At 42.6% G+C, this 11,303-nt stretch carries 10 protein-coding genes and 1 tRNA gene; 3 read left to right on the top strand and 8 right to left on the bottom strand.

All coding sequences use genetic code 11. The features are described from left to right. Positions 1 to 153: 153 nt before the first annotated feature. The 4 genes from ACOCD9_RS19545 to hisF all read right to left on the bottom strand — a co-directional run bounded on the left by ACOCD9_RS19545 (position 154) and on the right by hisF (position 2,786). Positions 154 to 1,251 (bottom strand): AI-2E family transporter, encoded by a 1,098-nt coding sequence (locus ACOCD9_RS19545; protein ID WP_419548242.1) that lies wholly within the window; start codon positions 1,249 to 1,251, stop codon positions 154 to 156. Positions 1,252 to 1,382: 131 nt separating this feature from the next. Continuing rightward, positions 1,383 to 1,455 (bottom strand) — tRNA-Ala (locus tag ACOCD9_RS19550). Between the two features lie 119 nt (positions 1,456 to 1,574). Beyond that, the gene (locus ACOCD9_RS19555; protein WP_287701706.1) at positions 1,575 to 1,775 is read right to left on the bottom strand and encodes a hypothetical protein; all 201 of its coding nucleotides are present in this window, start codon (positions 1,773 to 1,775) and stop codon (positions 1,575 to 1,577) included. 246 nt (positions 1,776 to 2,021) lie between these two features. Next, complete coding sequence (gene hisF, locus ACOCD9_RS19560) at positions 2,022 to 2,786, bottom strand: imidazole glycerol phosphate synthase subunit HisF (protein WP_149987110.1); 765 nt, start codon at positions 2,784 to 2,786, stop codon at positions 2,022 to 2,024. A 23-nt stretch (positions 2,787 to 2,809) separates the two neighbouring features. On the opposite strand from hisF, the gene ruvB reads away from it, so the two are divergent. After that, positions 2,810 to 3,886 carry a Holliday junction branch migration DNA helicase RuvB gene (ruvB, locus tag ACOCD9_RS19565; RefSeq protein WP_419548238.1) on the top strand — a complete coding sequence of 359 codons (1,077 nt, stop codon included), beginning with the start codon at positions 2,810 to 2,812 and terminating at the stop codon, positions 3,884 to 3,886. A 379-nt stretch (positions 3,887 to 4,265) separates the two neighbouring features. After that, positions 4,266 to 5,042 (top strand): RNA polymerase sigma factor SigF, encoded by a 777-nt coding sequence (locus tag ACOCD9_RS19570; protein WP_419548239.1) that lies wholly within the window; start codon positions 4,266 to 4,268, stop codon positions 5,040 to 5,042. 98 nt (positions 5,043 to 5,140) lie between these two features. Here the strand turns inward: ACOCD9_RS19570 and ACOCD9_RS19575 are convergent, their stop codons facing one another. The 3 genes from ACOCD9_RS19575 to ACOCD9_RS19585 all read right to left on the bottom strand — a co-directional run bounded on the left by ACOCD9_RS19575 (position 5,141) and on the right by ACOCD9_RS19585 (position 7,810). Continuing rightward, the gene (locus ACOCD9_RS19575) at positions 5,141 to 6,301 is read right to left on the bottom strand and encodes an aminotransferase class V-fold PLP-dependent enzyme (RefSeq protein ID WP_419548240.1); all 1,161 of its coding nucleotides are present in this window, start codon (positions 6,299 to 6,301) and stop codon (positions 5,141 to 5,143) included. Positions 6,302 to 6,411: 110 nt separating this feature from the next. After that, positions 6,412 to 6,561 carry a hypothetical protein gene (locus ACOCD9_RS19580; protein WP_287701714.1) on the bottom strand — a complete coding sequence of 50 codons (150 nt, stop codon included), beginning with the start codon at positions 6,559 to 6,561 and terminating at the stop codon, positions 6,412 to 6,414. A gap of 115 nt (positions 6,562 to 6,676) precedes the next feature. Beyond that, complete coding sequence (locus tag ACOCD9_RS19585) at positions 6,677 to 7,810, bottom strand: RNA polymerase sigma factor, RpoD/SigA family (protein ID WP_287701716.1); 1,134 nt, start codon at positions 7,808 to 7,810, stop codon at positions 6,677 to 6,679. Positions 7,811 to 8,418: 608 nt separating this feature from the next. On the opposite strand from ACOCD9_RS19585, the gene priA reads away from it, so the two are divergent. After that, entirely contained in the window at positions 8,419 to 10,908 is a 2,490-nt protein-coding gene (priA, locus tag ACOCD9_RS19590; protein WP_287701720.1) for a primosomal protein N', read from the top strand. A 53-nt stretch (positions 10,909 to 10,961) separates the two neighbouring features. Here priA and ACOCD9_RS19595 read toward each other — a convergent pair. Next, on the bottom strand, positions 10,962 to 11,303 hold a 342-nt coding region (locus ACOCD9_RS19595; RefSeq protein WP_419548241.1), incomplete at its 5' end, for a DUF4351 domain-containing protein.

Consider the following 11,303-nt stretch of genomic DNA (forward strand, 5'->3'; position numbering starts at 1 on the left):
AACTATCAACAACTTATGCTTGTAAAGCTTGTACAATAGGGCTTTGAGTTTTTGTTAGATTGATATTTATCAACTTTAGAGCATTGCTGGACAGAGAGGGAGCTTGGGGAATTTTCTACAGTGTAAGTTCGGAAGAACCAACAGGATTTATTATTATTTGCTCTCCTCTGAGGAATTTTTCACCGTTTCTTCTAGGAAAACTACCGGTTCTTTTTCCCGTTGCTGCGAGCGGATGATATCGATGGTACTTTTCAGCACACTAGCGATGGGAACTGCTATCAATAAACCGAGAATTCCTGCCACTTTGCCACCGATAAAAAGAGATAGAATAATCCAGACGGGATTAAGTCCGATCATACCTCCCATTAACCGAGGGGCGATGACATTATCATTAATTTGACCGACAATAACCGTCAGGGTCAAAACTTTTAATCCTAACCAAAAATCTTGAAACATCAGTAGGGTACTAATGCCAATAATGGTAAAGGCACTGGCAAAAGGAATTAATGTAGTTAGACCGATCGCCACCCCGAATAATAGGGCATAATCGACCTTGAGAATCACAAAAACAAAAATTTGAGCAAGGCTGAGAATTCCCGCTAAAATGGTTTGGCCGGCAAAATAGGTTTCAAAAGTTTGACGAATAATCGTTCTTAATTTGAAATTCCAGGGAGAGGGAATCCAGCTTAAAATTCCCTCCCAAATTTGTTCGCCATAGAGAACCAGAAAGACAGTTAGAACCAGAACAAAGAGAATGTTTAGGATACTGTTGATAGTTCCCAGTACAAAGCTTAGTAATTGAGTGCTAAGAGTTTGTAAAACATTGGTTAGTCGTTCCGATAACTGGGTGATTGATTGCTCGATATAAATCGCATATTTCTGAGTTTTATCCCACTTTTCTAAATTTTGTATCTGTTCGGTTCCCGACTCGATCCACTGGGGCAAACTATTGATTAAACTGCTTAATTGCTCGACAATCTGCGGAATTAAAATTAAACCTAAAACAATTAAAATTAATAGGGCAATTAAAAAGACAATAGCGATCAAACCACTGCGATTAACCCCGCGTCTTTGCAGCAGTTTGATGGGAACATCTAAGACAAAAGCTAGTAAACTAGCAGTGACAAAAATACTGACTAAGGGTTCTAGATAGCTAAATAATTGGAATAATAACCAACCATTGAGAAATAAGAGCGGAAAAACTAGACTTAGCCGCAACCAACGAGGTAGTTGCTTAAAAAGCTCTATCATATAACTAATTTTGTCCTGAGAGAGTATCGAGGTAAAAAGAGACTTTTCTAACCAGAAATCCTCTTTCAATCTACCATCTCCTCGCTACTTTTCTAGTCGCCAGTAACCTGGAAACTCTTATCCTAACTGTATGGAGCTAAGCGGATTCGAACCGCTGACCCCCTCAATGCCATTGAGGTGCTCTACCAACTGAGCTATAACCCCTTGAAGACCATTTTTGAATATAGCTTAAATAGAATTATTTTGTCAAGGGGGGACGAGAAAAAAATTTGTCAGACCAAAGGCGATCGCTGATAAGACAAGGGTGAAACAATCGCCCCCATTTAGACAGGAGCGGGAATTTGGGTTAAATAGGTTAAACAGTGACCCATGAGGAAATAAACTACTAACATAGCCACTGCCGCTGCTGCCACTAAGGTTCCCGCCAGCATCAAGGAGAACTCTTGCTGGTCGAAGGCTTGCTGCATCAGATGCAATGACCAAGCCACAAGACCGAGGTCAAAGATGAGAATCGGAACTAACATATTTTAAATTTTGTTAACTTTCCTCTATTCTAATACATAATTTTCTCCGGGGATAATCGAACGGAAGTTAAAAACAGGGATTTTTTGCCGGTTGCTCGCTCGGGGCTGTCAGCTGTCAGCCATGAGCTTTCAGTAATAGGTGTCAACCTTACTCTTCTAGGGTTGCAGCCTGAAGAAATCCTTATCCCAGAAAAGGGACTCAATCACTAGATTAAGTTCTGCAAATCTGGCTCTCATTTTCCCCGGCTAACGCACGGGTACTTGTTGATTTTGCAGATAATTTTTGACCTCAGCGATGGTTAATTGACCATAATGGAGCAAAGAAGCCAATAAAGCGGCTTCTGCCCGGCCTTCCGTCAATGCTTCGTAAATATGCTGACAATTACCCGCTCCTCCAGAGGCAATCACAGGAATCTCCACCCTTTCTGCGATCGCTTTTGTCAATTCCAGATCATAACCCGCTTGCGTGCCGTCGGCATCCATACTGGTAACTAACAACTCACCTGCCCCGCGTTTTTCCACTTCTTGGGCCCATAATAAAGCATCAATACCCGTATTTTCGCGTCCACCCCGAACATAAACCTCCCAACCGGGGTTATGCTCATCCTTACGTCGTCTAGCATCGATCGCCACCACAATGCACTGTTTACCAAAGCGATCGCTGGCTCGATCGAGCAATTCCGGCTCGCGCACGGCAGCCGAGTTAATGCTGACTTTATCGGCCCCGGCTCTTAACAAATTTTTAATATTTTCTAAGGATTGGATACCGCCACCCACGGTCAGAGGAATAAAAACCTGTTCCGCCGTGCGATAGACTACATCAATAATCGTGTCGCGATCTTCATGGGTAGCAGTAATATCAAGAAAAACCAACTCATCGGCCCCTGCCTGATTATATAAGCGGGCTAACTCCACGGGGTCGCCAGCATCCTGAAGATTAACAAAATTAACCCCTTTAACTACCCGACCTTTATTGACATCCAAACAAGGCAAAATCCGCTTCGCTAACATATCCTAGACTCTTGATTGTAACAATGGCTATCAAACGATCGCACAATTCCCCCCCGGCTGCCGAGGAAAATCTGCTCACTCCCAATCCCACTATAGAAGAAACGGAAAAAGCAGAAGCGCAGATTCGTCCGCAATCCCTAGAGGATTATATCGGTCAACAGGACTTAAAGGCTAATCTAAAAGTCACCATCGCCGCGGCCAAAGCTAGACAAGAAGCGATCGATCATTTGCTCTTCTACGGACCGCCGGGGTTAGGAAAAACCACCATGGCTTTAATTTTAGCGGCTGAGATGGGAGTAAATTGCCGCATTACCGCCGCCCCCGCTTTAGAGCGTCCCCGGGATATTACCGGCATCCTGATCAATCTTCAACCCCGGGATATTCTTTTTATCGACGAAATTCATCGACTGAATCGGGTGACGGAGGAGTTATTATACCCGGCGATGGAGGATTATCGACTGGATGTGACGATTGGTAAGGGTCAAGCAGCGAAAATTCGCAGTATTTCTTTACCTCCCTTTACTTTAATCGGTGCTACTACCAAAGTTGGCTCTTTAACTTCGCCTTTGCGCGACCGTTTTGGCATGATTCAACGTCTGCGTTTCTATACAGCTGAGGAATTGACGGCAATTATCCTCAGAAGTGCCACTATTTTTAATATTCCCATGACTGAAGCGGGTGCGATCGAAATTGCCCGTCGCGGTCGGGGAACTCCACGCATTGCCAATCGTTTATTAAAACGGGTGCGCGACTATGTGCAGGTGAAGGGAGAAACTATGATTACCCCCCAGTTAGCCGCTGAGGGATTAAATCAATTAAATGTGGATTCTATGGGTTTAGATTGGACCGATCGATTAGTATTAAAGACGATGATCGAACAGTTTCAAGGCAGACCCGTGGGATTGGAAGCGGTAGCGGCAGCCACGGGAGAAGATGCCAAGACGATCGAGGAGGTGTATGAGCCTTATTTATTACAAATAGGTTATCTTAATCGTACTGCCCGGGGTCGCGTAGTGACGGCAGCCGCCTACGAACATTTAGGTTTACTGGCGAAATTGCCGAAAAATAATGATCAGAGTTTGCCTTTGTTTGAGTTATAGTTTTCTAGATATTACAGCGTTTCTCCGATAGATGAGGTACGGTTTCGCCACTGAAATCCTTACTTCGGCAAGGTTTAATCTATACTTCACCTTGACGAGAAAGGCTGTAGGAATAATCTGGTCGCTTCTGTCCCTTCTCAGTTAACAATTCTTATTGCGCTGACTAATTACAGCGTTTTAGCTCACTTGTGTCTTTAAATACTGCCTTGACTGCTTGAAATCACACAAGCCCTTGTGTAAAGACCGTATGATGAAGATCGTAGTAAGTTACATTGTTGTCATTGCTTGCCGCTTCTAATCTAGACTATGTTGGGATTGGTCAAAGCTATGCAATAGTGATCTTTTATAGTCAATAATTTTTTAAGTCTGTTAGCGCACTATGTCTGTCCTAAATAAAGAAAATCTTAAACTGGAAACTCTTAGCCTGTTTCAAAAATACCAAAAAACAGGGGATAATAAGTTACGGGATCAAATTATGGAGTTAAACTTGGGATTAGTCAGAAGGGAAGCTCATCATTGGGTCAATCAATGCCATGAAAACTACGAAGATTTAGTGCAGGTTGGCTGTATGGGGCTAATTCAGGCGATCAAGCGTTTTGACAGCAGCAAAGGTCATGCTTTTAGTTCTTTCGCTATTCCCTATATTCGCGGCGAAATTCAACACTATCTGCGCGATAAAGGTTACACGGTTCGGATTCCTCGCCGTTGGTTGGATTTAGGCAGACAAGCGGCAAATATGCGTCGGGATTTCCAAACTATCCACAATCGTCAACCCAATGATACGGAAATCTCCCTCGCTTTAAATATTTCCCTCAAAGAATGGCAAGAGGTAAAACTGGCTTTCCAAAACCGTGAACCCCTCAGTCTCGATGCGACGGTTAATAACGATGAAGATAATAACACCTGTTTAAAAGACCTCATTCCCGATCCAGGTTATCGCAGCTTTCAACTTTGTCAAGAGGATTGCATTCGTTTACAACAAGCACTGGCTCAATTAGAAGACAAAACCCGTCATATTCTCGAATTTGTCTTCCTTAAGGATCTTACTCAACGGGAAACCGCCGAACAATTAGGCATTAGTGTTGTCACCGTCTCCCGTCGGGTGAAAAAGGGTTTAGAAATGCTCAAGGAAACCATGCTCCAAGAAGCATTTTAGCCCAATTATTCGGTTATCATAGCAAGTCCGTTATTAACTCCCAATTCAACTTTAAAAACTCAGTTATGGATTTTTTTCCCTGCTCCGATGCTCCCCGCTTATCTTTGCTCCAATAGCAAGTAATTTAAAACCCCGGCTAAATATTCATACTGCTCGATCGAATTATAGTAGTGAGCAGAAATTCTCACAATTAATGATGCTTCTCCCCAGGGAATTATCGGCAATTCGATCTGATATTTTTCCCACAGTTGTCTAGATAAATCTTCTGCTGCCCAAGCATAACTAGGAATTAGAATTGAAGACATCGATCCGATCATTGATTCTGGACAGGGATAATTGACCTCTAAGGCACGACAAAGTAAATTTCTGGCTTTTAAAACCAAATTACGATTCGTCGCCATCAGACCCAGTAAACCATCAATAGAGAGAGAATTTAAAAACTCGATCGCTTTTGGCACTGATAAATAAGCGGTGGGATCATCGGTTCCCATCCAAGCAAATTCTAACTGAAAACGGGAGCGATCTTGTCGAGGGGAATTCGCTCCATGGCTAATAGTTAAAGGTCGAATTATTGCCTGTTTATCCCCGCGCACATAGAGAAAAGCTGACCCCTTGGGACTACATAACCACTTATGACAATTAGCAGTATAATAGGTGGGATTAATTGCCCCGATATTAAGGGGTAAAAAACCTAAAGCATGAGCGCCATCGATAAGAGTATCAATACCCCGATTATTTAATTCTTGCACAATTTCTGTGATTGGCCAAATTAAGGCCGTGGGACTGGTGACATGATCTAAAACTACTAATTTTGTCCGGGGAGAAACTGATGCTAAAATCGCTTGACTAATTTCTAAAGGAGACTGCACAGGAAAGGGAATTTTAGCGATAATTACCTTTAAACCCCATCTTTTAGCTATATGTTTAACTGCATTAGCACAAGCATTATAGGTCTGATCGGTGATCAAAATTTCCTCATTTTCCTGAAAAGTGAGAGAATTTAACACCGCATTTACTGCTGTGGTTGCATTGGGAACAAAGACTAAATCATCGCTATTTACACTGACTAAATCCGCTAACTTTTGCCTAGCAATATCTAATAAACCCTCTAATTCTCTCCCCAAAAATGCTAAAGGTTGTCTTTCCATTCGTTCCCGCAATTGTTGCTGATAATTCAAGACTATTCTAGGGGTTGCACCATAGGAACCATGGTTGAGAAAATAAATATTATCGGGAATTAACCAAGAGTTTTTGGACATATTAAATTAATTTGATTTTATTGAGAACTAGAAAAAATAGCTGAGAAATTGCCTATTATATTCAGCTTCTAACTACCTAGTATATTTATGACATAACCACCCATTTTAGATTAATCTCCCATGGGTTGAAAACGATGAATAATTTCAGTTATAAAAGTTTCTCCATCTATGAGAGGATGATTTTCTGGAGATTGATATTTTCCCGTTTTCACTTTCTGTTGGATTGGATGCTCTTGTGGTGGGGTAAGATGTAGGTTCATAGGTATTAGGACTATCTACTGAGAAAATCAACTTTATCTTAATTTTAAGCTAAAGATCGACAAAAAAAGCTCTCCAGGAAAAAGGAGAGAGGAGAGAACGAGTTAGAAAAAATTATTAATGTAACCATCCTTTCAGACGACGCGCGACTTGAGGACGACGTAATTTTCGCATCGCTTTAGTTTGAATTTGACGTACTCGTTCGCGAGATAAATTGAACATTCCCCCCACTTCCTCTAGGGTATAGGGTTGACTGGTAGCTAAACCATAACGGAGGGAGATAACATCTTTTTCCCGTTCCGTGAGAACATCACTTAAAACTGCGAAAATTTCTTGACGCATCATCATCTCATTCATTTTATCTTCGGGAAGTTGTAGATCATCATCTTCCAACAGATCCACTAATTCCGTATCTTCTCCTTTCCCTACACGATGATTTAAAGAGAGAGATTGACGACGCAATTGTAATAATTGCCGCAATTGTTCGGGAGTCATTTCTAGTGCTTCCGCAAGTTCCCGTTCATTGGGATTGCGCTGTAAATCTTGCTTGAGAATCCGCTGCGCTTTTTTGAGTTTATTGAGTTTTTCGACGATGTGAATCGGTAAACGAATTGTCCGCGCATCGTTAGCAATGGTGCGGGTGATTGCTTGTCGAATCCACCAATAAGCATAGGTAGAGAATTTATAACCTTTATTGGGATCGAATTTTTCGGCCGCACGGTTGAGTCCGATCGCACCTTCTTGAATTAAATCTAAGAAAGGAACCCCGCGATTTAAATAGCGTTTAGCGATAGAAACCACCAAGCGCAAATTAGAACGAATCATTTTCCGTTTAGCTGTTCTTCCCCGATAAAGACGGTTTTCCAGTTGACGTTCATTATCTAATTCTAAAGCGATCGCCCATTCCAGTTTCGTCGGAGGACGATGTAAATTTTCTTGCAGTTTTTGGCGCACTTCTTCCGCTTCCATGAGAAACTTAACCGAGTGGGCTAGTTCAATTTCTTCTTCCGCATTAAGCAGGGGATAACGGGCCATTTCTTTAAAAAATGCCCCAACAGTATCTTCATTGCTGCCTTTATCGTATCCCGTTCCACTACCTGCACGAGTGTTTTTTAGGGTTTCCGGTAAAGGTTCAGTCAGATCCTCGTCAGTTCTTTCAGCAAAATCCACGCTGTCTAGTTCTAAAGGATTTGTCTCCAGGGCAATGATTTGATTAAAATTATCATCGGCGGCCAGTTTAGAGATTTTCATAAGCAGTTATTGTGGGTATGGATGGAGCGGGATTATAATAGCGGGAAAAACTCAGTTTCCCCCAATGGGCTGATTGTTACATTGAATTTTCGGGGAGCAGATTTTTTAAACGTTTTCTTAATTAATGGCGGCAATTTCTGGGATATAATTGCGCGATTCTGTGTCGATGGTTACAAATCGCCGAACCAGACAATAAGATTTTCTGGTGAATGGGAGGAGCTTTTTGTGTTTCTACTCATACACTCTAACTAAGGTTTTTGGTATTTGACTAGGTAAGGATCACGCTTCTTAACAATCAAGATAGCAGTCAGCTTTTTATTACTATTCTTAGCTTTTTCTATTGAGAACCATTCTCACCTTTTGACTAACTATACTGGGATTTAATAGCTAATAGTCAATAGTTATCATTAACTTTATCAATGCTTAAGGGTGGATAAAAATTCTTTTGGGAAGACTTCACGGGCTAAAAATCAAAATTTGTGGGCAAAAAAGCCATATTTAAACTGTTTTTAGAGAAAATTAACTGGTTTTATTCCCCTCAAGCTTTAAACTATAATTTAAATACCCCATTCTCCCCATCACCCTATCACCCCATCTCCCCACTGACTATGCTTGATCGCCATGCTACTCTAACTGTAGCGGAACCTCGCACACCTTACCAATTAACCACAACTGGGCAACCGTGGTTAGAGGTTTTGGTAGATCGTCCTTATCCTAGAGATAGTCAAGAGGATCAGCAAATATTAACCTATAGTATCCCCCGGGATTTAACGGTAGAAATCGGCGATATTTTAAGCGTTCCCTTTGGTTCTCAGGTAATAGGGGGAATTGCTCTTAGATTTCTCGAAAATTTGCCCCCAGGACTAGAAGAAAATCAAATTCGTCCCGTGGAAGAGGTGATTGCTAAGGGCTTTTTCCCCGATAATTATTGGCAGTTATTGACGAAAATCGCCCAATACTACGCAACGGATTTAATCACCGTTGTTCGCGTCGCTTTACCTACGGGTTTACTGCGAAGTTCCCAACGTCGCATCAGATTAAAACCAGAAGCGATTCCCCCCGGTGCGGAAGTTTTTTGTACTCCCCTCTCCCGTCAGATTTTATCCCTGCTCAAAAATCAAAAAGAAGGCGATTATTCGGCGAAATACCTGCAAGAAAAGGTAAAAAATGCTAATTACGGTATCCGAGACTTAGTTAAGCGTGGTTGGGTAGAAAGTTATCTAGAAGCGCCCAAAAGTCCTAATATTAAACAAAAAAAAGCCATTACCCTGCTAATAACCGACTTTCCCTCTGATTTAACCGAAAATCAGCGCAAAATTGTCGAAATCTTACGCCACCAGGGAGGAGAAATGTGGCTGCCAGAATTGGCACAACTTGCGGGGACAAAACATTTTAAACCGCTCATTGACAAGGGTTATGTAGTTGTTCAGGATCGAGAATTTCTGCGCTTATCCTCGGCGATTATGAGCAGGGATCAACCAAAAACACTCACTTCTAGTCAAAAACAAGCTTTAGAAGCCATTCAAACCCTCAAAGGTGGTGAAAGCCTCCTCTTACACGGAGTTACAGGATCGGGTAAAACAGAAGTCTATCTACAGGCGATCGCACCTGTCCTAGCAGCGGGTAAATCTGCCTTGGTTTTAGTCCCCGAAATTGGATTAACACCGCAACTAACCGATCGCTTTGTGGCCCGTTTTGGCGATCGAGTCTATGTTTATCATAGCGCCCTCTCGGAAGGAGAAAGATACGATACATGGCGACAGATGTTGACAGGAACCCCACAAGTTATTATCGGGACGAGATCGGCGATTTTTGCCCCTTTACCCCATCTAGGCATGATTATCCTCGATGAAGAACACGATAGCAGCTTTAAACAAACCCAATTACTCCCCACCTATCACGCGCGTACCGTGGCTAAATGGCGCTCTCAATTAAACCATTGTCCCGTAATTTTAGGCTCGGCCACGCCATCCCTAGAAACATGGCTAGAATCCCAAGCTAATCCCCGTCTTTACCTATCTTTGCCCGATCGCATCCAAAATCGCCCCTTACCGCGGGTGGAAATCGTCGATATGCGACGGGAATTGCAACGAGGCAATCGTTCCCTGTTTAGTCAATCCCTGCGTTCATCTCTGGAAACCCTGCGCGACAAGGGAGAACAGGCAATTTTATTCGTCAGTCGTCGGGGTCATAGTACCTTTGTATCTTGCCGAAGTTGCGGTTATGTGCTGGAGTGTCCCCACTGTGATGTCTCTCTCTCCTATCACCACACCGAACCGGGAGCGCAAGAATTACTCCGCTGTCACTACTGCAACTATGGTCGCATTCATCCGAAACAATGTCCTGAATGCGGTTCTCCCTATCTAAAATTTTTCGGTACTGGCACTCAGCGAGTCACCCAAGAATTAAGCAAAGAATTTCCCGATTTGCGCTGCTTGCGTTTTGATAGTGATACCACCCGCAACAAAAATGCTCCCCGGGAACTATTAAAACTATTTACTGATGGTGAATACGATGTCCTAGTTGGAACCCAAATGCTCACCAAAGGATTAGATATCGAGCGAGTTACTTTAGTGGGAATTATGGCTGCCGATGGTTTACTTTATCACTCCGATTATCGCGCCTCCGAACGCGCTTTTCAAACCCTAACTCAAGTAGCAGGGAGAGCAGGAAGGGGAGAAAGAGAAGGAAAGGTAATTATCCAAACCTATACCCCCGAACATCCCGTGATTAGAGCAGTGCAAACCCACGATTATGAGGGTTTTGTCGAGACGGAATTAATGCAGAGAGAGAGTTTAAATTATCCTCCCTACGGCAGTTTAGTCTTAATTCGCTTTAGTGGTTTAGATGGAGAAGCAGTTCAGAAAAGTGCCGAAAATGTCGCGGAGGAATGTGTTAATAATTTCGGTTCCGATTGGGATATTTTAGGACCTGCACCAGCAACAATTATGCGCGTGGCTAACCGTTATCGCTGGCAAATTCTGTTAAAATTATCAGGAGACAAGGCTGATATCGGTGGTCTTTTGCGTCCTTTGAAAAGCTTAGTTTTAGCCAAGGTAAGTATGGCGATCGATGTTGACCCCTTAACTATAGAATAATCAAGGATGGATAATGCGCTCGCAACGCGCTCGCTACGCGAGATCGCCATTGCTCACGGATGCAACCAGTTATCTAAATCCGTCAAAGTGTCAAAGTCTAATAAAGCGAGTCCTAAGTCTTCTAACCGCTCCACAGGAAGGTTACGGATGGTTTCCTCAAGATTTTGCGGTATTTCACCGAAACGTCGTTGAAGAAGTCTAATAACCAACTTTAATGCTTCCTGCTGTACCCCCTCCTGAACCGCTTGTTCCCTATCCTGTTGGTAAAGTGGAGCTAAACGCATAATAAACTCCCTATCCTCCTGTGTTTTTTTCGATAACGCTTCTAAATTTCTACTCAAATTATACAATAAGTTTAAGGAAGCCGATTTTAGGGGATTATTCGCTGATAATCT

Source organism: Microcystis sp. (assembly GCF_048564745.1).
GTDB classification, from domain to species: domain Bacteria; phylum Cyanobacteriota; class Cyanobacteriia; order Cyanobacteriales; family Microcystaceae; genus Microcystis; species Microcystis ichthyoblabe_A.

Coding starts and splice junctions, on each gene's coding strand:
- ACOCD9_RS19545 (WP_419548242.1), bottom strand. CDS start 1,251: ATGATAGAGCTTTTTAAGCAACTACCTCGTTGGTTGCGGCTAAGTCTA.
- ACOCD9_RS19585 (WP_287701716.1), bottom strand. CDS start 7,810: ATGAAAATCTCTAAACTGGCCGCCGATGATAATTTTAATCAAATCATT.
- ACOCD9_RS19555 (WP_287701706.1), bottom strand. CDS start 1,775: ATGTTAGTTCCGATTCTCATCTTTGACCTCGGTCTTGTGGCTTGGTCA.
- ACOCD9_RS19575 (WP_419548240.1), bottom strand. CDS start 6,301: ATGTCCAAAAACTCTTGGTTAATTCCCGATAATATTTATTTTCTCAAC.
- ACOCD9_RS19570 (WP_419548239.1), top strand. CDS start 4,266: ATGTCTGTCCTAAATAAAGAAAATCTTAAACTGGAAACTCTTAGCCTG.
- priA (WP_287701720.1), top strand. CDS start 8,419: ATGCTTGATCGCCATGCTACTCTAACTGTAGCGGAACCTCGCACACCT.
- hisF (WP_149987110.1), bottom strand. CDS start 2,786: ATGTTAGCGAAGCGGATTTTGCCTTGTTTGGATGTCAATAAAGGTCGG.
- ACOCD9_RS19580 (WP_287701714.1), bottom strand. CDS start 6,561: ATGAACCTACATCTTACCCCACCACAAGAGCATCCAATCCAACAGAAA.
- ruvB (WP_419548238.1), top strand. CDS start 2,810: ATGGCTATCAAACGATCGCACAATTCCCCCCCGGCTGCCGAGGAAAAT.